At 59.1% G+C, this 21,371-nt stretch carries 18 protein-coding genes; 8 read left to right on the forward strand and 10 right to left on the reverse strand.

Going from position 1 to position 21,371, the window contains the following annotated elements; all coding sequences use genetic code 11:
• Positions 1-21: 21 nt before the first annotated feature.
• Genes ACCQ16_RS02845 through ACCQ16_RS02855 form a run of 3 tightly spaced genes read right to left on the reverse strand, consistent with a single transcriptional unit; the run spans position 22 to position 2,974 of the window.
• On the reverse strand, positions 22-441 hold the full coding sequence (locus tag ACCQ16_RS02845) for an STAS domain-containing protein (protein ID WP_008576612.1): 420 nt from the start codon (positions 439-441) through the stop codon (positions 22-24).
• The gene (locus ACCQ16_RS02850; protein ID WP_007969522.1) at positions 438-869 is read right to left on the reverse strand and encodes an ATP-binding protein; all 432 of its coding nucleotides are present in this window, start codon (positions 867-869) and stop codon (positions 438-440) included. The genes ACCQ16_RS02845 and ACCQ16_RS02850 overlap by 4 nt, the downstream gene beginning before the upstream one ends.
• Entirely contained in the window at positions 866-2,974 is a 2,109-nt protein-coding gene (locus ACCQ16_RS02855; RefSeq protein WP_011346239.1) for a SpoIIE family protein phosphatase, read from the reverse strand. Before ACCQ16_RS02855 ends, ACCQ16_RS02850 begins: the two co-directional genes overlap by 4 nt.
• A 137-nt stretch (positions 2,975-3,111) precedes the next feature.
• Between ACCQ16_RS02855 and ACCQ16_RS02860 the strand changes: the two genes are divergently transcribed.
• The 7 genes from ACCQ16_RS02860 (at position 3,112) to ACCQ16_RS02890 (ending at position 13,715) form a co-directional block, all read left to right on the forward strand.
• Positions 3,112-3,711 (forward strand): hypothetical protein, encoded by a 600-nt coding sequence (locus ACCQ16_RS02860; protein ID WP_029818546.1) that lies wholly within the window; start codon positions 3,112-3,114, stop codon positions 3,709-3,711.
• A complete protein-coding gene (locus tag ACCQ16_RS02865; RefSeq protein WP_277572950.1) occupies positions 3,708-5,030 on the forward strand; it encodes an XVIPCD domain-containing protein in 1,323 nt (440 codons plus the stop codon). Before ACCQ16_RS02860 ends, ACCQ16_RS02865 begins: the two co-directional genes overlap by 4 nt.
• A gap of 410 nt (positions 5,031-5,440) precedes the next feature.
• Positions 5,441-6,442, forward strand: a complete 1,002-nt coding sequence (locus ACCQ16_RS02870; RefSeq protein ID WP_014089250.1) for a glycosyl hydrolase 53 family protein — start codon at positions 5,441-5,443, stop codon at positions 6,440-6,442.
• Positions 6,443-6,980: 538 nt separating this feature from the next.
• Positions 6,981-9,668: a pyruvate dehydrogenase (acetyl-transferring), homodimeric type gene (aceE, locus tag ACCQ16_RS02875; RefSeq protein WP_031420889.1), complete on the forward strand. Its 2,688-nt coding sequence runs from the start codon at positions 6,981-6,983 to the stop codon at positions 9,666-9,668.
• Between the two features lie 83 nt (positions 9,669-9,751).
• Positions 9,752-11,002 (forward strand): AAA family ATPase, encoded by a 1,251-nt coding sequence (locus ACCQ16_RS02880; protein ID WP_372380197.1) that lies wholly within the window; start codon positions 9,752-9,754, stop codon positions 11,000-11,002.
• A gap of 257 nt (positions 11,003-11,259) precedes the next feature.
• Entirely contained in the window at positions 11,260-12,033 is a 774-nt protein-coding gene (locus ACCQ16_RS02885) for a hypothetical protein (protein ID WP_372380198.1), read from the forward strand.
• A complete protein-coding gene (locus ACCQ16_RS02890) occupies positions 12,033-13,715 on the forward strand; it encodes a GmrSD restriction endonuclease domain-containing protein (protein WP_372380199.1) in 1,683 nt (560 codons plus the stop codon). The genes ACCQ16_RS02885 and ACCQ16_RS02890 overlap by 1 nt, the downstream gene beginning before the upstream one ends.
• Positions 13,716-13,827: 112 nt before the next feature.
• Here ACCQ16_RS02890 and ACCQ16_RS02895 read toward each other — a convergent pair whose 3' ends face one another.
• From ACCQ16_RS02895 to ACCQ16_RS02925, 7 genes are all read right to left on the reverse strand, one after another.
• Positions 13,828-14,457, reverse strand: coding sequence for a transposase (locus ACCQ16_RS02895; protein WP_372380200.1), 630 nt, complete (start codon positions 14,455-14,457; stop codon positions 13,828-13,830).
• A gap of 37 nt (positions 14,458-14,494) precedes the next feature.
• A complete protein-coding gene (locus ACCQ16_RS02900) occupies positions 14,495-15,193 on the reverse strand; it encodes a transposase (RefSeq protein ID WP_372380201.1) in 699 nt (232 codons plus the stop codon).
• 693 nt (positions 15,194-15,886) lie between these two features.
• Positions 15,887-16,279 carry a hypothetical protein gene (locus tag ACCQ16_RS02905; protein WP_372380202.1) on the reverse strand — a complete coding sequence of 131 codons (393 nt, stop codon included), beginning with the start codon at positions 16,277-16,279 and terminating at the stop codon, positions 15,887-15,889.
• A 156-nt stretch (positions 16,280-16,435) separates the two neighbouring features.
• On the reverse strand, positions 16,436-17,623 hold the full coding sequence (locus ACCQ16_RS02910; RefSeq protein ID WP_372380203.1) for an XVIPCD domain-containing protein: 1,188 nt from the start codon (positions 17,621-17,623) through the stop codon (positions 16,436-16,438).
• A 3-nt stretch (positions 17,624-17,626) separates the two neighbouring features.
• The gene (locus ACCQ16_RS02915; RefSeq protein WP_108702759.1) at positions 17,627-18,043 is read right to left on the reverse strand and encodes a hypothetical protein; all 417 of its coding nucleotides are present in this window, start codon (positions 18,041-18,043) and stop codon (positions 17,627-17,629) included.
• A gap of 130 nt (positions 18,044-18,173) precedes the next feature.
• Positions 18,174-18,872: a hypothetical protein gene (locus ACCQ16_RS02920; RefSeq protein ID WP_372380204.1), complete on the reverse strand. Its 699-nt coding sequence runs from the start codon at positions 18,870-18,872 to the stop codon at positions 18,174-18,176.
• 52 nt (positions 18,873-18,924) lie between these two features.
• Positions 18,925-20,027, reverse strand: a protein-coding gene (locus tag ACCQ16_RS02925; RefSeq protein WP_094030629.1) for an IS3 family transposase whose coding sequence is annotated in 2 segments (ribosomal slippage) — positions 18,925-19,769 and positions 19,769-20,027 — 1,104 coding nt in all. Because the reading frame shifts where the segments join, the coding sequence is not laid out codon by codon here.
• A 534-nt stretch (positions 20,028-20,561) separates the two neighbouring features.
• Between ACCQ16_RS02925 and xopAF the strand changes: the two genes are divergently transcribed.
• A complete protein-coding gene (gene xopAF / locus ACCQ16_RS02930) occupies positions 20,562-21,218 on the forward strand; it encodes a XopAF/AvrXv3 family type III secretion system effector (protein WP_083347870.1) in 657 nt (218 codons plus the stop codon).
• Positions 21,219-21,371: the final 153 nt, after the last annotated feature.

Raw genomic sequence — 21,371 nt, forward strand, 5'->3', positions numbered from 1 at the left:
CCGTCGGTAGTACAGCTGCGCTCAGGCTTCGGCGAAGTGCGGCACGATCGGCGTATCGCTTTGCGCGCTCTGTTCGATCACCTTGCGCTGCATCGCCGCCAGGTACGCGTCCAGCTCTTCGGTGGAGGCGAACACGTCGCTCAACGGCACCGCCTTGACCATGTCGAAGACCTTGCGGATCTGCGGTTGCGGGTTGCTCACCAGCACCTTGCCCTGGCGCGTGGCCAGCGCCTTGCGCGCCTTGAAGATGCAGCGGATGCCGGCGCTGGAAATGTATTCCAGTGCGCTCAGGTCGAGCACCAGCGTGGTGATGCGGGTGCCCAGCAACGGCGACAGTGCCGCGTCCAGGTCCTGGTAGGTGTGGGTGTCCAGCCGCCCGGTCAGAGTGACGCGTTGACGGGTGTCTTGCGGCGGGTCGATCTGAATGGCGAGCGTGGTCATGACAGGGCCTCGGGGACAGGGGCGTACGGGTGCAGCAGGGTGACGCGCACGACGTTATATGCACCATCGCGGCGGTAGTCGATGTGATCGGCGAACTGATGGACCAGAAACAACCCCAGCCCGCCGATGGCGCGGTCGTCGAGCTCGTCGGTCACCTCGGGCATGGGCGCGGCGCAGGGGTCGAAAGCGCTGCCTGCATCGTGCATTTCCAATACCAGCGCCTGCGCGTCCAGCTGCAGCTGCAAACGCAGCGGCTGTGCCGCGCACTGGCCGTGGGTCAGCGCATTGCAGCCGAGCTCTTCCACGATCAGCCGTACCTGGCCGATGCGCTCGGCGTGCAGGCCCTCGAGCGTGAGCGATTGTTCCAGCGCATCGTTGGCGCCCGCCAGCTGGGCCAGCGATGGCGCGATGGCCAAATCGAGCTTCATGCAGTCGTTGCCTTTCCGGGCGCGTCCCGGCCAGCGTGTGCGACCCGCCCAGCATGCTCCTGGCGCAGCCGGATCGCCAGCAGCGTGATGTCGTCGTACGGATCGGCCGTGCCGGTGAAACGGGCGATATTGGCGATCACCGCCTTGCACTGCGCCGCCGCGCTGCGGCGCGGGTGCAGCGCCGTCAGCAACCGCTCCAGTCCGTAGCTGGCGCCGCGCTCGTCCATCGCCTCGGTCACGCCATCGGTGTAGCCCAGCAAGGTCTGCCCTGCGCTCATGCGGCCCTGCAGCACCGGGTAGGATTCCTGCGGCTCGATCCCCAGCGGTGCACCGGTTTCCAGCGGCAACGGGCGCGCCTTGCCATCGATATCGATCAACAAGGGCGGCTCGTGCCCGGCGCTGGCCAGCCAGTAGTCGCCGCTGACCACGTTGATCAGGCCGCACAGCACGGTGGCGAACATGCAGGTCTCGTTGTTTTCGGCCAACCGCGTGGAGGCGGCAATCAAAATCGCGTCCGGGCGCGTGTACCGCCGTGCGGCAATCTCCAGCACGCTCACCGCGCGCGCCATGAACAAGGCCGCCGGCACGCCCTTGTCGGAGACATCGCCCACCACGAACCACAGCAGGCCCGGTTCGGTTTCCACGAAGTGGTAGAAATCTCCGCCCACCGCCTTGGCCGGCTCCAGCCATGCGCAGGTTTCCAGATGCGAACTGGCGCGGTCGAAGGTGCGCCCGGAAGGCAGCATCGCCTGCTGGATCTCGCGCGCAATCTGCAGCTCGCTGTGCATGCGTTCGCGCGCGGCGGTCATCTCGCCGATCTCGGCGATGTGATGGCGGATCGCATCGCGTGCGCTGTCGAAGGCGCGTGCCATCACGCCTACCTCGTCGTCGCGTTCGATGTGCTGCAACGGGTATTCGAATTCGCCGCGCCGGAAGTGCTCGGCGGTGTCCGTCAGTTCTTCGATCGGCCGCGTCAACTTGCGCGTGATCCGCCGCATCAACCACCACCACACCAACGCGCCCAGCAGCGCGGCCAGCGCCACCCACGCCGCCAGCCAGTTCAGGCCGGCCAGCACGTAGCCTTCGGAGGCCGACAGCACGAAGGTCCAGCCGCTGCGCCCCACCGCCGCGCTGTGGGTCAGAAAGCGCTCGCCATCGGGCGCGGTGTGCGAAAACGAAATCGGCTGGCCGGCAGCCACGGCGCGCTGCAATGGCCGCAGATCCGGGCGCGACCGGGCCACGTAGGCCGTGAGCGAATGGCGCAGATTCAGTGCCGGGTCGGGGCTGAAGACCAGCAGGCCTTCCGGCGACAGCAGCATCGTCTGGATGCCGATATCGCGCGGCAGCTGATCGATGATCTCGCGCAGATGCTGCAGCGGCAGATCCACGCTCACCATGCCGACCGGCGCCGTATCCGGTGCATCGCCAGGCCGGCGCAGCGGCAGGTTGTAGCTGGTGTACAGGCCGCCGCCGTTGGCATCCAGGTAGGGCTCGGACCACCATGCGCGGCCCTCGCGCTGGGTGCGCAGATACCAGGGCATCGCGCGATAGTCATAACCCAGTTCCAGCGCGGATTTTTCTGCGATGCGCGTGCCGCTGCGGTGCACGTACCACACAAACCCGCTGTCGCCGGCCTTTTGCGTACGCGGTGCGATGATCAGCCGCGCCGCCCCGATATCCGGGTCGCCGGTGAGCGTGGCCAGCAGCAACGCACGCAGATTGAACGGCTGCAGCCCCACGCCGCTACTGCTGGCGGCCAGCGTGCGCCCGCTCACCTGCACCGAATCGAGCAAGGCCGCCAGGCTGCGCGCGGTCTGTTCGGTCAGGCCATCCACCTCGGTACGCGCCGCCTCCACCAGCTCGGCGCGTGCGCCCAGGTAGAACACCGTGCCCAGCACCGTCAGCAGGGCCACCAGCACTGCGGTGGCCGCCAGCAGCACACGCATGCGCAAGCTGCGGCGCCAGGGCATGCGCGCGGCGACCGATGTCTGGGGTGGCAGTGATCGCGGGCGGTTGCGCATGGCGCATTCTTCGTGGCAGCGGCTGCGCTGGATCATGGCAGCTTTGCTGCCACGCACAACTCTCCCTGGCAGCCTCATCCTCACGAGGTCTCGATTGACCGGCCGAACGCGAGCGGACTAGATTGGCCGCCCACCTGCCACGGAGGCCGGCCTTGCGCCAGATGTTGACCCCAAGCCTGCTGGCCCTTTTGCTTACGGCCTGTCACCCCCCGGAGACCAGCATGACCCAGACCCATTCCCCCGCCACCGAGGCAACTGCAGCAGCCGACGTCCAGGCCGGCGGCCGCGGTCTTGCCAAGGTGAATCCGAGTCCGCGTAGGGCCTACGAGGTCACGCTCACCGTGGACAAGGCGCCTGGCGCGTTTGGCCTGGTGGAGGCTGCGGCGCAATACGACGTCAGCAATGAGCAGGAATGCGGCAAGATCCAGCCCGAAACCGGCACAGCCGGCCGCATCACCAGTCAGGAAAATGTCGCGCTCAAGAAGATTTCCGAGACCGAATACCGCGGCACCGTGTATCTGGATCTGATGCAGGACGAGGACTACTACGGTCGCGGCGTGTGCCATTGGGAATTCAGCGGCGCCAGCGTGTTGCTCAAGGCCACCGGTGCCGAAGAAGACACGCGGTTCTTGTCGTTTATCGAAGCCAAGACGGTGACCGCGCAGCAGGCGGTGACCAAGTACTACTGGAAAGACGGCTATCCGCGCTCGGAATCCAAGAGTTTCCCGGACACCGGCGAGCTCAGCCCGGAGAACTTCAAGCCTGAGATCCGCGACAATCTCTTCACCATCACGCTGGCTGCCAAGGAAGTTGCGCCATGAGTATTCCGTCACCGCAATATGCCGGTTTATCCGAGGACGCCTACAAGGATCGCGCCGTCGGTCGGCGTGCACCGGGGCACGAAGAGATCGTCACGATCGAGGGAGAGCGTTATGCCGTTCTCGATCACGTCAACAATCAATCCAACGGTTACCAGGGCACGGTTTACCGCCGTGAAACCAGTGGCGAGATCGTGGTTGCGCATCGAGGCACCGAGGGCGCGGTCAATGACGTGCTCACCGATGCCACTATGGTCACCTCGCGGACCAATCCACAGGCTGCAGATGCGCTTGCGCTGACCAAGCATGCGATGGACATCGCCAAGGATGTCGGCAAGCGAACCGGTCATCAACCGGAAGTGACCGTCACCGGCCATTCGCTCGGCGGCGCGCTTGCGCAGGTGTCCGCACACCACTACGACCTCAAGGGCGAAACCTTCAACGCGTATGGCGCGGCCAGTCTGAGTTATCGCATTCCGGAAGGTGGCAATAGCGTGATCAATCACGTCATGGCATCGGACCCGGTCAGCGCGGCATCGCCGCACTTCGGGCAGGTGCGCATGTACGCCAAGCCCGATGAGATTACCACCTTGAGTGGTGCCGGCTACAGCAATAGCAAGGCAAACTTTCTGATTCCGGACTACCCGCTGGTTGCTGCCGGCGGGTCGCTCGGAGCGCACAAGCTGGGCAACTTTCTGGGCGAACATTCTGCGCTCAGGGACCCCAACGCGCGCCCACTTGCCGAGCAGAACAAGCGCATGATCGAGGAGTACCGCAGCGATATCGATGGGCTGCGCACCGGTACCACTATCCTTACGCGTAGCGCGCGCGGCCTCGGCCAGGACGCCATCGATGCCATCCGCGGCCCGCTCGCGCCGGGCGAGCCGGCCAAACGCGACGCACGCGAGCATGGCAACGGCCATACTTCCTTGCGGATCGATCAACCCGGGCACGTGGGCAATGGCCTGTTCCAGGATGCCCAGCGCGGCGTGCATGCGCAGGACGCACGTGCCGGGCGCACGCCCGACCAGCACAGCGCGCAGTTATCCGGTTCGCTCGCATCGGAAATGCACGCCGCCGGTGGCCAGCGCATCGATGGGGTGATGATGAGCCCGGATGCCGCACGCACCTTCGCCGTGCAAGGACGTGTCGACGACCCGGCACAGCTGCGCGTGAGCGTGGACACCATGACGGCAATGAATACCCCGCTGGAACAGAGCAGCCAACGCGTCGCCGAAAACGCGGCGCGTCAGTCGACGGCATTGGAGCAGCAACAGTCCCAGACCCAGCAACAGCAGCAGGGCGCACGCGCCATGGGCTGAGGGGCGTTTGGCGCTGCAGCGTTTGGGTGTGAAGTGACACATCACGCTGCGGCCCATGCCGCACGCCGTCCGGACTGCACATCGCCACCATCGAACCTTGCATCAAGACGCCGGGCCTGCCCGGCGTTTTTGCGTTCATTCGCGCAGTAATACGCACCACTGCTGCTGCATCTGCACAACAACCGGCCCGCGCGAGGCGTGCAAATGCAAGGTTTTCCTGCATCGAGCTATGCCACAACTCCCCGCACCTATAGCGGCCTCAACCGGGCTGTACGGCCGTGCTTGAATCGCCACGGATTTGCAGCAATGCACGGCCAGGCACATGCCACGCCGCGCTCACGCACCAGGCAAGACAGGGGATCAAGCAAGGCGCCAACCGGCGCGACATCCATCGATCGAGGGAGCGTTTCATGACCATCTTTTGCAGGCACTACCACCGTGTATGGCTCATCGTGCTGCTGTGTCTGTGCAGCGCCGGCGTCAGCGCGCAAGGCATCGCCAAAGGCGCGGACGTCAGCTGGCTCAATCAACAGGCCGCCAACAATCCGCCGCAGGTCTTTCGCGATGCAGCCGGCAACACCACCGACTTCATCAAGCTGTTCAAGGATGTCGGCGGCAACGCCATTCGCCTGCGCGTCTGGGTCAACCCGTCCGGCGGCTGGAACGATGGCCGCGACACCCTGGACAAGGCCAAGCGCGCCGCCGCGCAAGGCATGCGCATCATGATCGACTTCCACTACAGCGACAGCTGGGCCGACCCGGGCAAGCAGACCAAACCGGCGGCATGGGCCGGCCACTCCGTTGCCCAGCTCAACACCGATGTCTACAGCCACACCCAGGGCATCCTCAAATACCTCAAGGACAACGGCATCACCGTCAGCTGGGTGCAGGTGGGTAACGAGATCAACAGCGGCATGCTGTGGAACGAGGGCAAGACGCCCAACTTCGCCACCCTGGGCCAGTTCATCAACAGCGGATACACCGCCACCAAGGCGGTGTATCCAAACGCCAAGGTCGTCGTGCATCTGGCCAACGGCTACGACAACGCCAACTTCCGCTGGTTCTTCGACAACCTGCGCTCGGCCGGCGGCAAGTGGGACGTCATTGGCATGTCGCATTACCCCCCCGTCGGCAGCTGGCAGGATTACAACAGCCGCCTGGACACCAACATGCGCGACATGATTGCGCGCTACGGCAGCGATGTGGTGATTTCCGAGGTCGGCATGGATTGGCAGCAGGCGGCCACCACCCGCGCCATGCTCAGCAACCTGCTCAGCCGCAGCAGCAGCATCGGCGCGCGCGTCCTCGGCGTGTTCTATTGGGAGCCCAACGCCTACCCGGGCTGGCAGGGCTACACCATGGGCGCAGTCAACAACAACGGCCAACTGACCGAAGCGCTGCAAGCATTCTGACCAGCACGCTGCCACGGGGCGGCGCCCGCCGCGGGGCGATGTCCTGGCGCAAACCCACAGACCACGCCATCGCGTAGGAGCGCCCTCGGGCGCGAGGGCGTCACCGAGAAGCCCCTCGCGGCCAGGCGCGCTCCTACAATCGGCGGCGCCCGTCGCTGGGATGTTCTGGCGACGGCACCCAGCCGCACCGACAGACCCGCTATTGCGTAGGAGCGCACCCCGGCGCGACAGGCGTCACCGAGAATGCCTCTCGCGCCCAGGTGCGCTCCTACGGGCGGGCATGCACAGCGGCCCACTCGATACGGCAGCGCCCGGCCATCGCCTGCCGCTTGCCCTCATCCTTTGGTCGTACACCGGCAGCGCCCGCTGCGCCGCATCGGCGTTCCAACAGGCACCCAGGCTCCACGCAGCGCACGACAGCGTCCCATTCCATACGCACCCGTAGCGAGGAATGGCAACAGGTGCGTGCGGTACACTTGGGGGTTCACGAATTCACGATGTCGACACACCCGCGGGGTGTGTCCCCCCGGGAGCGCTAATGAACTGGTTGAACGAAGTGCTGCACAACGATCCGAACCCGCTCGAGACCCAGGAGTGGCTCGAATCGATCAAGGCCGTCATCGACGTCGAAGGCCCGGAGCGCGCCCATCAGCTGCTGGAAGGCATGGTCGAACAGACCCGCCGCGCCGGCGCTTACCTGCCGTTCTCGCCCACCACCGAGTACGTCAACACCATCTCCCCGGCCAACGAGGCCAAGCACCCCGGCGACTCCGCGCTGGAGTGGAAGATCCGCTCGATCATCCGCTGGAACGCCATGGCCACCGTCGTGCGGGCCAACCGCAAGCCGGGTGACCTGGGCGGCCACATCGCCTCGTTCGCCTCCAGCGCCACGCTGTACGACGTGGGCTTCAACCACTTCTGGCGTGCGCCTTCGGACAACCATCCGGGCGATCTGCTGTTCATCCAGGGCCACAGCGCCCCGGGGATCTACGCCCGCGCCTTCCTCGAAGGCCGCATCAGCCAGTCCCAGCTGGACAACTTCCGCATGGAAGTGGACGGCCAGGGCATCTCGTCCTACCCGCACCCGTGGCTGATGCCCGAGTTCTGGCAGACCCCCACCGTGTCGATGGGCCTGGGCCCGCTGGCCGCCATCTACCAGGCGCAGTTCATGCGCTACCTGGAAAACCGCGGCCTCATCGAGAAGTCCGACCGCAAGGTGTGGTGCTTCATCGGCGACGGCGAATCGGACGAACCCGAAACCCTCGGCGCCATCGCGCTGGCCGGCCGCGAAGGCCTGGACAACCTCATCTTCGTGGTCAACTGCAACCTGCAGCGCCTGGACGGCCCGGTGCGCGGCAACGGCAAGATCATCCAGGAGCTGGAAGGCGTGTTCCGTGGCGGCGGCTGGAACGTCATCAAGCTGCTCTGGGGCGGCTACTGGGACGCCCTGCTGGCCAAGGACACCGACGGTGTGCTGCGCAAGCTGATGATGGAAACCGTCGACGGCGAATACCAGAACTGCAAGGCCTTCGGCGGCGCCTACACCCGCGCCAACTTCTTCGGCAAGTACCCGGAGACTGCGGCCATGGTCGCCGGCCTGTCCGACGACGACATCTGGCGCCTGAACCGTGGCGGCCACGACCCGCACAAGGTGTATGCCGCCTACCACCAGGCCGTGAACACCACCGGCATGCCCACCGTGATCCTGGCCAAGACCGTCAAGGGCTACGGCATGGGTTCGGCCGGTGAGGCGCTCAACCCCACCCACCAGACCAAGAAGCTGGACGATGCGGCGGTCAAGCACTTCCGCGACCGCTTCAACATTCCGGTCACCGATGCCCAGTTGGAAGACGGCCAGGTGCCGTTCTACCACCCCGGCGAAGATTCCCCGGAAGTGCAGTACCTGAAGGAGCGCCGCAACGTGCTGGGCGGCTTCCTGCCGTCGCGCCGTCCCAAGGCCAGCAAGTCGTTCGTGGCGCCCACGCTCGACAAGTTCGAGCGCCTGCTCAAGGACAGCGGCGAGCGCAGCTATTCCACCACCATGTCCTTCGTGCAGAGCCTCAACATCGCCCTGCGCGACAAGGAACTGGGCCCGCGCATCGTGCCGATCGTGGCCGATGAGGCGCGCACCTTCGGCATGGAAGGCATGTTCCGCCAGATCGGCATCTATGCCCCGTTTGGCCAGAAGTACAAGCCGGTCGATGCCGACCAGCTGATGTACTACCGCGAAGACCAGACCGGCCAGGTGCTGCAGCAGGGCATCAGCGAGCCCGGCGCCATCGCCTCGTGGATGGCTGCCGGCACCAGCTATTCGGTCTCCGACGTGCCGATGCTGCCGTTCTACATCTACTACTCCATGTTCGGCTTCCAGCGCGTGGGCGACATCGCCTGGCAGGCAGCGGACATGCGCACGCGTGGCTTCCTGCTCGGCGGTACCGCCGGCCGCACCACGCTCAATGGCGAAGGTCTGCAGCACGAAGACGGCTTCAGCCAGGTCATCGCCGGCTCCATCCCGAACGTGCGTAGCTACGACCCGACCTTCGGTTTCGAAGTCACCGTCATCATGCAGCACGGCATGAAGGCGATGATGGAAGACCAGATCGACGAGTACTACTACATCACCTTGATGAACGAGAACTACGCCCACCCCGGCATGCCGGACGGCGCAGCCGAGGGCATCATCAAGGGCATGTACCTGCTCAAGGACGCCGGCAAGCCCAAGAAGGGCGAGCTGCGCGTGCAGCTGCTGGGCAGCGGCACCATCCTGCGCGAGGCCATTGCCGCGGCCGAGCTGCTGGACAAGGACTTCGGCGTCACCGCCGACATCTGGTCCTGCCCCAGCCTCAACGAAGTGCGCCGCGACGGCTACGCCGTGGAGCGCTGGAACCGCCTGCACCCGGAAGCCGAACAGCGCAAGCCCTACGTCACCCAGCTGCTGGAAGGCCGCCAGGGCCCGGCCATCGCCGCCACCGACTACGTGCGCGCCTTCGCCGACCAGATCCGCGCCTTCGTCCCGATGACCTACACCGTGCTCGGCACGGATGGGTTCGGCCGCTCGGACACGCGTGCGAACCTGCGCCGGTTCTTCGAGGTTGATCGTTACTACATCGCGCATGCTGCGATTGCTGCGTTGGCGAAGGATGGCAAGATGACGGGTAAGGATGTGGCTCGGGCGATTAAGCAATACAAGATTGATCCTGAGAAGGCGAATCCTGTTGGGGTTTGATTTGTCCTGATCAAAAAAAAGAAAAGGCGGCCGATTGGTCGCCTTTTCTTTTACTATCTACGTTAATCACGAGGGCGATTCAGATGAAGCTTGCAGGACTTAGTTGCTCACGATATAAAAAATTCAAGGACTCGACAGTCATTGGTATCACCCCGCTCACTATCGTCATAGGAAAAAATGGTAGCGGGAAAAGTGTCGTATCTCGCCTGCCGGTTCTAATTGCGGGTTCAATGAGTGCAAATGTTGACGGGATTCTTGACCTTAATGCTGGAGGTATATGGCATGCCAAGTCACTTCATGATTTGGTCCATGCGCGTAGCGCGCTGCCTTTTTCTCTCGGTGCAACTTTTTCAGATGGCGATTTAAAAATCTCTTTTGAAACAAATCTGCTTTATGTAAATGAGTCTAAAAGACTTGCAGTTGATAGATTCTCCGCAAAGCTAAACGAAAATGAAATTGTTGTTGCTGAAGTCGCAGATCTTGACCAATTAAGTCATGACGAGCGTCAGTACCGCATTGTTGTCGGCGGAGTCGAGAAGGTGGAAAAAGTCGCGTGGCATGGGCTGATTCCAGATCTTTCGCATGTATTTACGGATGTAGATTCTCACCTTAGGAAGATTAAGGCGGCATTGGCGCTCCCGTCATATTTAGGGCCTTTCCGTGTAGAGGCCATTGGCGCTGGACGATATCCGCACCAAAAGGTAGAGAGCCTTGGCCCCAAAGGCGAGCGAACACTCGATTTTCTTGCCAATGACAAGCTAAGGAGAAAAGGCGAGGTGAGCGCAAAAGTACGCGAATGGTTTGTAAAGACCATGGGAGGCGGGGTTGATACCGACATCTCGGGAGAGGCTCCGGTAGTCCAGGTTGCGGCCGGAAATCTCGATTTCAAAGTCGATTTCGCTGACACTGGCGCGGGGTTTTCACAGTGTTTGCCAGTAGTCGTTCAGAATTTTGCATACCAGTCAGGACAGCTCAATGCGCCAATTCTAGTGGTGGAGCAGCCTGAGCTTCATCTACATCCTGCTGCGCATGGAGATATGGCGGACTTGATGATGGACTCAGTCATCTCTGGCGCGGTTTGCGTGGTAGAAACACATTCAGAGCAGTTTATTTCCCGCATTCGCAGAAGAATTGCAGAAGGTAAAATAAGCTGCGAGATGGTTTCCATACTTTCAGTTGACCATATTGATCCTGGGAGCGATGAAGTAGAGCCGCTGCGCGCGATTTCCTTTAACGAAAGAGGGGAGCCTAGTGCTTGGCCGCGAGGTGTCTTTGAAGAGTCATTGGATGATCTTCGTCTTCTACGGAACGCTGCGCGAGAGCGTGGATTATGAGGATATCGATCACTGAAGAAGTGATAGCTAGCCCCCGGTGGAGCCCTATCCTTGAAATTGTCGTCGATCTAGCCTCAAACCGGCGGCATGACATAGATCCAAATGCTATAGATCTTCTTATCGATTCTGCTTGGGTAAAAGCTTCGTCAAGAGATCTTGGTGATGTACTCAAGAGGATGCAGACTGAGCAGTCTTACAGGTCGCTTTCTAAATCTGTAGTCGAAATTTGTCGGTGCGCCTCACCAAACGGTGAGAGGGTGTCTCAAAACAAGACACGTATATCGCCGTCCACTGTACTTCCATTTCTATTTACGCCGTTTCAAGTGGTTGTCGAAAATGAGGAGTTCGATGGCGCATTCCTGCTTTGGATGGCGCGCGCGCTCAAGAAGTCATATTTTATTCAGGCCTATCGAGATGGAAAATTTGCATTTCGGCATGCTGGAGGTAAAGGGTCCATCGATCGCTCTGTGAGATTATTATCCTCGGGAGTCTGGGGTAGATCTGATAAGAAATACGAAAAATCACTGTCGATGTGGTCTGGCGTTATTATTGATAGTGATTCAAAATTCCCCGGAGACTCGCCGAATGAGAAGATTCGTGCGGAGGTGATCGATAGAGTGATGTTTTTTCATGTTCTAAGGAGACGATCCATAGAAAGCTATATTCCAAAAAGCTACGTCATGAAAAAAGTCGCGCTATCAAATAGAAGCAGAGTCGAGGCGTTGTTTACTTTTACTGATGAGCAGCGGAGCCACTATCACATGAAGGTCGGATTTAAGCTCGAAGGCAGTCTGGTCTCGAGAGATGACTATCGAGCATCTGTCAAGGTGGCCGAACAAACGAAGGCGTTATATGCGTCTATTACTGATGCCTCGTGGAATGAAGTGGCAGAGGGCTTCGGAAGCGCCTTGTCCTCGATCTTTACTGATGAGCAGATGCGGCCCGACGGAGCTGGATGTCTTCATGAAGTGGAGCCTCGAGATCGAACTGAGCTCGGAATGCTTATAGACATGATTACGGAGTTGTCCTAATGCCCCATCTTCCAGTTGCGACCGCTAAGCCGGACATCATCGTCGTGAGTGAATTGCTGGAGGCAGTCAGCTCTGGCGAATATCGAATTCCTAAATTTCAACGCCCTTATGTGTGGTCGCCAGATGACATGCTTCAGCTCTTCGATAGTGTGCTGAAGGGTTATCCAATCGGGTCGTTGTTAATTTGGCAAACTGAGCGTGCTGGGATTTCCAGCCTCGACAGCGTGGGCCCAATGAAGGTTCCTGCTACTGGACCGACGCTCAAGTCCTACGTTGTTGATGGACATCAGCGCCTAGCGACTCTGTTTGGGGTGCTGATGCTTAAAGAAGACTATCCCAGGGATGTGATGGACCAATGGCGCTGGGCTATCGCATATGATTTGGTAGAGCAGCAGTTTGTACATATGAAGCCAGGAGCGGTGCTTGGAATAAAGCATTTGCCGTTGAGAAGTGTGCTTCGAACTTCTGATTTTGCCCGTCGCGCTAGGCAGATTGCATCCGATGAAAATTTGACGGAAGAGCAAGTTAACGAATTACTTGATCGAGCCGACACCGTCCAGAGGGCTATTCGTGAGTACAGACTTCCGATGACTGTGATGAAATCAGGTTCGCTTGATGATGCTGTCACAATCTTCGCGCGTGTTAATCAGCGCGGCAGAGAAATGACTGCCGACCAGATGATTTCTGCTCTGACTTACCGAGAAGATGAAGATGCTGCCTTCGATCTCGCAGCGAGTATTGATGAGCTCCTCGGTCAGCTACGTCCGCGCGGCTTTGGAGACGTTCCGAGGCGCTTAGTGCTTCAAGTCGTTCTTGCACTCGCCGGCATGGATTTTACACGGCCATCATACGAAAAAGTTGTTGATAAATCCTCATATCAGCAAATGAAGGGAGCCGTGGATAAGGCAAGTGCAGCACTTGATTCCGCGGCAAAATTCTTGAATGAAGTGATAGGCTTGAAAACCTCGAGGCTACTTCCGTATTCGGGAATATTCGTCTTGTTGGCTATCTTTTTTGGAGCATTGAGGGATCTTTCAGTATCGTTTAGTGATATCCAGCGAGATGCGCTGAAAAAATGGTTCTGGGCAACATCATTTAATGGGTGGTTCGCAGGCGCCACTACCACCGATGTGCGACATGCTGCCGAAATGATGCGTGAGCTTGCTTCAACCGGCAACGTGCCATCCAGGATGGATGATGTCATGAGGCAGGAGGTGAGGCGCTTTCCTAAGACATTTGATCGTCGTTCGGCTCGCATACGTGCTTCACTTCTCATGCAGCTCGTCGCATACAAGCCGCAGAACCCTGCAGAGCAAGGAGATGTTGACGGCGCGCAGGTATTTTCAGACGAGGATTCTGCAAATATTCCATACTTCTTTCCCAATCAAAGTAAGCCATACGTGTCCAGTCCAGCCAATAGGGTAATCCTGCCTAGTGGCTTTGCAAGAAACGCTAGATCTTACTTCACTGGGATTTCCGGACAAACCAGGGCGGACGAAGTTCTGGCTTCTCACCTCATTAGCTCGGCAGCGATGGAAGCGCTTCGGGACGATAAGGCGGAGAGATTTATCGAGCTAAGGGAAGGTGAAATTACTCGGGCAGAGAGTGATTTCCTCGCAAAGATGGGCCTTTCCCTTGATGCCAGTGCGGACCGCGGAGATGAGGAGACAGACGCAGATTAACCGAGGGAGGCAAGAGAGGACGGGGTAATTAAGCGAGCGGCAATAACGGGGTCAGGTCCTTAGGTATCCCGACAAAAACGGGGTCCGACAAAAACGGGGTCAGGTTAACTTATCAATTGACGGCGCTCGGCTTGCGTAGCCGATGCGCGGGCCTGGTGCCCGCAAAACGGCGGGTCTTGGCTTCGACCATTGCGCGGAAGGCGTCGTGGCCCAGGGCTCGCTGCTGCTGTAGATGAAGGCGAATGCTGGCAAGCAGTTCGTCGGAGAGGGCTTCATCTAGTAGCGTGCGGTAGACATTGGATCGCTCGATCGGGTCGCTGCCAAGCGCAAGCCAACAGGGATGTGGCGTCAGTGCGGAGTGCTTGCGTTGGCCTAGGTTGGCTGGGCAGCTGGACCAACGGTACGCTGCCGGGTTGCCGGTCAGGCGAGCACGCACCGGATTGAGCTCAATGTAGCGATAGCAGCGAAGGACGTAGTCCGCACTGTCCACAAGGCACGCTTTGTACCGCCCCTCCCATAGCGTACCCGTGCGCCGGTGGCGGCCATTGAACAATGCGACGTAGTTTCGTCCAAGCCGCTGCATCAGTTGCCCGATCCGTCCCGCTGCAGGTGGCGTGACTAGCAAGTGCACATGGTTGTCCATCAAGACGTAAGCGTGCAGCTGACAGCCTGTGGCGTGCAAGGCCTCATGCATCAGGTGCAGATAGCGCAATCGATCGCCATCATCCAGAAAGCAGGGCAACCGGTTGTTCCCCTGATAACGGGGTCAGGTTAACTTATCACTCGGCGGTGTTCGGTTTGCGTGGCCGATGAGCGGGCCTGACGCCGGCAAAGCGGTGGGTCTTGGCTTCGACCATTGTGCGGAAGGCGTCGTGGCCCAGGGCTCGCTGCTGCTGTAGATGAAGACGAATGTTGGCGAGCAGTTCGTCGGAGAGGGCTTCATTGAGCAGAGCACGGTACGCGTTGGATCGCTGGATCGGGTCGCTGCCAAGCGCAAGCCAACAGGGATGTGGTGTCAGCACGGAGTGCTTGCGTTGGCCTAGGTTGGCTGGGCAACTGGACCAGCGATACGTCGCCGGGTTGTCGGTCAGGCGAGCACGCACCGGATTGAGCTCAATGTAGCGATAGCAGCGAAGGACGTAGTCCGCACTGTCCACAAGACATGCCTTGTACCGGCCTTCCCACAGCGTGCCCGTGCGCCCGTGGCGGCCATTGAACAATGCGACGTAGTTTCGCCCAAGCCGTTGCATCAGTTGTCCGATGCGTCCCGCTGCAGGTGGCGTGACTAGCAAGTGCACATGGTTGTCCATCAAGACGTAAGCGTGCAGCTGGCAGCCTGTGGCGTGCAGGGCCTCATGCATCAGGTGCAGATAGCGCAATCGATCGCCATCATCCAGAAAGCACGGCAAGCGGTTGTTTCCGCGCTGCACGATGTGCTGCGGGATGCCGGGAAGGTCGATGCGTGGAAGTCTGGCCATGGCACAAGACTCGCAGCCAGGCATTGGTGCTGATAGCGAGGAAGCCCTGTCGAAAGTTGAGGCTGTAGCCTGAAATTTGCGTAGGAAGTGAACCTGACCCCGTTAGCGCCCGATACCTTGATCGCTGCGTTGCCGGCGTCGACGACATACCTACCAGTCGTCTATCGGGCGGGAGCATGGGGCTGCGGTAAGAATAGGCAAGGGTTGGGGGCGCTATGTAGTAGCTTTGTAGCGGCAAGGCCGGCAGAGATTCCAAGAGCAATCATGAGCACTGCAGCGTACTGGCGACGCGATCCAGGACTCACTGACGCGGGTGCCTCGTTGTGTTGCGTCCTCCTGGTAAGCATGTCGAGCTGTCGGGCTGCACTGTCCCAATCATTGCAATGAACTAAAACCTGATGCACTTCATCGGCGTCATTTATCTGCACTCTGTACAAGCGCTTGCTAGTCTCGTGATCGATTCGAGATTCAGTGAGCATCAAAGTGAGCGAATCGCAAAGTATCTTGTCCGTACCCGAGTAGAGGATTTCCATGGAGTGAACGCTCCCATTGGGCCGTGCAGAAAAAAACGCTGGCGGCTTGAGTGAATAGTGAGATAGGTAGCTGCATGACCGACTGAATGTTGCAGTCACGAATTTTATTGCTAAGACTAACGCGGTCAGGTTGACCTGACCCGCTAGAACAGACTTAAAACTAAGGTGCAAATTTTTCTTCTGTATCCACGTAAACCACCAATACCTCTTCGCCCGCATAGGGAACGGTGACTTTCGGCATCCAAAGCTCGGCTGGTGGGATGACAGCTTTCGCCATGGCGTCGCACCTAGCACTAATGCCACATCTGCGGATGGCAATGCGCGAGACGCCGCGGTGACTTAAAAAATCAACGCCGGGAGAATAAAATTGGCTTTCCGCCGGCATGCGATAGGTGATTTGGAGCGAGTTGGATCCCACCTTTGCAACTTTGACCGGCTGCACATCACTCTTCCTATAATCAGATCGCAGACTTACTTCTGCAGAAGCAGTCGAGATTGATAGCGAAAGTAATGCTGTCCCAAAAATGAGCCTAATTTTCATATCTAAGTTCATGCCAAGGTCTGGGATCCGTCTAGAAACGTTAGCACCTGCCATCTCGGTAAGCCAAAGCTAACCTCAAACGCCGGAAGCGAGCTACTTGCAAAGTGTTTGAATACTTACGTGTTGTCTCTGCTTGGCTGGTCGAAAGGCTGCTATGACCCAGGTCAATCAGACTTGCAACCTTGGTGCATCTTGCTTTTGACTCTGTTCCTGAGTTTCAGCACTCATCGCGAGTGCACGTGTCTGTTCGGCAGACTGCACGCGCGCTTGGCTTTGCTCAACCGAACTCTCCACCGCATCTGCCGTGCGCATTTGCTCACGGTGGTACACGGAGGTGGAAGGATCTCCCTGGACCAGGAAAACGTACTCGCCGGCGGCTGCCCGGGTGCCTGCTTGGCCAAGCACTACGCTGTCTACACGTTCCAGTCCCTGCTCTTTGGCAAGGGCATACAGGCTCCAGGTCATACGGTCACTTGCCGCATCGGGAGCACGATTCAGCGAATGATCGATCCGATGTACGCCATCCTGGATTTGAGCAAACATGGGATCGCTAGGCGATGGAGCCTGCGCGCTGAGCTTGAAACCATCGGATGATCCACGCGACGGCGCGGCCGGATCCTGTGGTATCAATGGCTGCCCACTCGTAGGAGGCGCGATTCTACGATCGTCCGCATCGAACCACTGCTTGCCGTCAAACCTGTATCCGCTGCGTACCGATGCCGCGCCGACGTCTTGATAAAGGTCTTCCCCAAAATCCGGGGCGTTGACTGTCTCACCTTGTGCGTTCTTCGGCAGAACAGGTTGAACGCCGCTGGCTTTCAGCAAGTTGCTGACAACGCCGTTGCTGTTGTTGTGCAGCGGGGAATATTCCAGTTGTGCGTGATTGATCTGATCCCCAGCCTTCAGGGCAGACTCAAGTTTTGTGGATAATTCCTGGTCAGAACCGCTCCAGGCAACGATGCGCTCGTGGCGTTCGCCCGGTGCGGGCCAGTCTGGTGCGGTGACTGTCGCTTTCACGATGTTGCCCTTGGCATCCCTCGCAAGAGCCGGCTCGGAGGGATCCAACTGGTTCAAAGGCACTGGCTCGTAGTTGCCGTTTTGTTTGAGCCGGTACCCAATTTCATAAGGGGCAATGTAAGGGGCTGTTTCAACTCGAATGTGCCCAAATTTCTCCGAGCCAAGAACTGTGCTCTCGGCAAAGTTCGCCAAGTCATTTCCCTCGGCTCTAGTGTCGGGTCCTCCACGTACTACGGTCTGGCTGCCATCCGATTTCTGAAAGAGCAGGTAAAGATGGCGGCGGTCACCAGCAACCTCGCTTGCCCCCACCAAAATTGTCGCCTTCCTCTGCTCATCCATGACTTATTCCTCAATATCTTGCGGTGCTCGATTCACTACCAGTTTGCTCAAGTAGATCCCGTCAGCAGAATGAAAGCCCACCATCCAGGTAACCGGCACAGCTGGCGCTGTCACCGATGGCTGCGCCTCTTTCACGGCAGGGGAAAGCGTGCACATTATTGACGCTTTGTAACCTGCGCCAGGAGAGCTCAACGCTTGGCAGTGAAATCCTAGATCCTCAAGGTTTTTCTGCGCGGCCATAATGGGCGAGCCTACCGGGTTGGCGGCTTGAAGCTGCTGCCTTGCTTTCGCGGCAGACTGCTGAGTATTAAAACCGGGCCGTGAGTCTTGCTGCATGGCAGAGCACCCTGATATGAAGAAGAGACTAGCAGCTGCTAGCAATGCTAAAGAGCTAAGGTTGGCGTGAGGATTCGTTTGCATGACTGACAGCTCCAACGCAATCACACAGATGGTCATCCATGCGTAGTTCGGTTGCAAGTATGCGCCCCAAGAGATAGCGGAGCTATGAAGTTACAGTGGCGGGCTGACCTGACCTAGCCTGGCCCCAATCTTATGCGTCAGCTGCTGCTGCGCCTTTCTCTTTGCCCTTTAGCGCCATGTCGAGCAAGTATTCATAGGTCTGCAGTTTACCCCTGGCCGACGTGGCAACCCAGCAGATCATCCAGAAGAACAACAGGAAAATACCCACCAGTGCTGTCAATGGAGACATCGCCAGAGGATTGCCACCAGCGCGCAGAACCAGGAAGAGCGATGCCGCAACCGGCAGAAGGCCTAGCTTGTCGATGCTTCCAGCCAATAGCGCAATGCGGCCCGCACGGCGTGTATGGCTGTAGCGAGCGTGGTCCAGCATTATTTGCAGGGTTGCTGCTGGATACCTTTTCAGCCAACTCACCTCCTGCATAAATTGCTCTAGCTGATGATCAGTGCGCATTGCTTGATCTACTGTCCATCGACGTAGATCACTCACAATCCCATAGATGCTAATTAGCATCAGGATGCCTGGCGCTACCAGCGCAACCCAGAAGCCAGCCGTTGCTGCCTTCTTGAGCAACTGGGGAGGAACATTGGTAAAGCTTAGGAACGAAGCAATGAGGGTCAGGGCGATTCCTAATGCCATAACGATGGCGGCGCCGCGCACGAGGCGGCTTGGGCTGGCAGTGTCGGCCGGAAACTCTGGTAGCGCGCGCAGGCGTTCTTCTAATGCCTTGAAGGTCAAGGGCACGCTCGGTACTACATCGCTACTTTCCATGACGCCTGCCATCGTGGGGTCGACGTCCCCCCGCTCTGAGTAGCGGCCGGGTTTAGAGTCCGGGGTTGATGATATCGGTGTTGGCCAGCTGTTGGGCATACGCAGATGGCGTCATGCCGCCAATGGCCTTCTTGGGTCGCTCCTCGTTGTATTCGCGTCGCCAGCGTTCGATCTCGGTACGCGCATGCAGCAGGGTTGGGAACCAGTGCTCGTTGAGGCATTCGTCGCGCAGCCGGCCATTGAACGATTCGACGTAGGCGTTCTGGTTTGGCTTGCCAGGCTGGATCAGCCGTAACTGCACGCCACGCGCATGTGCCCAGGCCACCATCGCTTTGCCGCAAAACTCCTTGCCGTTATCTGTGCGGATCACCTGTGGCAAGCCGCGACTGTGCGCCAGCCGATCCAGCACGCGTGTCACGCCATGGCCCGAGATTGCGCGCTCCACCTCGATGGCGATCGCTTCGTGGGTTGCATCGTCCACGATCACCAGACACTTGATCACTCGGCCTTCGGCGCTGCGGTCGAACACGAAATCCATCGACCACACCTGATTGGCCTGCGATGGCCGCAGCAGCGGCTGACGCTCTCCTATCAGCACCTTTTTGCGCTTGCGGCGCCGGACCTGCAGCTGCTGCTCGCGGTACAACCGCTCCACACGCTTGTAGTTCACGATGCGTCCTTCCTGTCGTAATTTGAGATAGATCATCCCCACACCATAACGGCGATGGCGATGCGCCAACGCACAGATGCGTTCGCGCAGTTCGACGTTGCGATCTTCGCGCGGGCAATATCGCAGCGCACTGGCGCTCATGCCGATCACTGCCAACGCACGACGCTCGCTGGCACCACGCCCGATCCACTCGCGCACCAGCATGCGACGCGCCGGTGCGCTCACCACTTTTTTCGCAGTGCATCCTTGATCAGGTCGTTCTCGAACAGCTGCTCGGCCAGCAACTTCTTCAGCCGCGCGTTCTCGGACTCAAGGTCCTTGAGCCGCTTGGCATCGGGCACGCTCATCCCGCCGAACTTGCTGCGCCACAGATAATAGGAAGCCTCGCTGAAGCCATGCCGCCGGCACAGGTCCTTGATCGCCACACCGGCATCAGCTTCGCGCAGGAAGCCGATGATCTGTTCTTCAGAAAAACGCTTCTTCACGTCCAATCTCCTCGAGTTAGGGAATTGGACTCCAAACTGAGGTGCTACTCAAAATCGGGGGGGCGTCGCTTAAACGGCAGGGAAGTAATTAAGCGAGCGACTCATGCAAGCCCGTGCGACGCTGTGCAATAGCGTGCCTGCTTCGCTTCCGTCACGATAATTTCTTCTTGAATGCGAGATGTTGGCGACGTCGCGTCAGCTGCGTCCGGACCTTTCCGTACCTGATGCGCGTCATCCAGCAGGGTGGGGATCGTTGTGGATCTTCTTGGCTGATGATCACCGGCATCACCAAAATGCCACGCACGATCTGGGTCACCGGGTAGGTTTGAAGGTGTGCTGGGCAGACCAAGTACATGTCGTCTGCGTGGGTGTCCTAGGGTAAGAGATTCGGGTGGTTCGATTGTCTCATCTGTTTTAACTCGCTCGTTTAATCTGCGGCGTTTTTCGGATTATTGCAGATAAGTTCGCGGCCACGTCCACTGGCGAGTGCGTATTTTGTAAGAATTTCTCTGTGGATCGATAGAGGTAATTTCCATGACAAGTAGTATCAATCGTTACTCATATAACCCAACTAATTTCCCTCAGTTTGAGCAACTGTCTGCCAGCCAGAACCAGGCCGAGCGAAGCCATCCTAGCGCTCCGCTCAAGGATCGCAGTCATGAAGAAGCGTTTCCCGTGCGCCTGGCATCTACACGGATAAAGAGATCCTCCGGAGCAGGTCGGGAGTTCGCATTGAACCGAAATAAGCCGATCAAGGGCGTTGGCTACTCGACCCAGCCTGCTGTAACAGCTTCAACCGGGACCTCTAAGCCTGGGGTTCTCTGCATGACTGACGGGATGGACCTTTGCGTTGGGGTTGCGGTCGGGGGAGAAAAACCCTCCCAGAATGCAGGCAAGGCGCGGGTGTTCCATGTTATGCCCGAAAATCGCAGAGCGCAGTGGGAAATTAAAAGCTATATTGAGAGTCTTCGTTCGCAGGGGTATGCCGCTAAAGCAGCAATCCATGGAGGCGATAGTAGCTCTCGCTCAAGCGTCTCAAAGATTCAAGCCATTGAGGCAACCCTTGGGGCGATGGACGTACCGATTGAATTTAGCAGCACCGGTGCTGGTGCCAATAATGGCAACGGCCCGCTGGGCGCCGTCGTAGAAGAAAACGGAACTGTAAGGTTCGTAACAAATCTCGTTAAGTAGTCATCTGGCGGATTAGCTCCACGTGCAGGGGCTAGTCCGCCATTCCAGCACTCTGTCTACTTATTGATCAACGGCGCGGCTTGCCGGGCCGATATGCTTTTGCTTCAGTGTCAGCGTGGACCACTGCGACCGTTCGCCCACATCCGATCAAGC

Origin of the sequence: Xanthomonas sp. NCPPB 1062, assembly GCF_041481705.2 — a bacterium.
GTDB lineage: Bacteria > Pseudomonadota > Gammaproteobacteria > Xanthomonadales > Xanthomonadaceae > Xanthomonas > Xanthomonas euvesicatoria.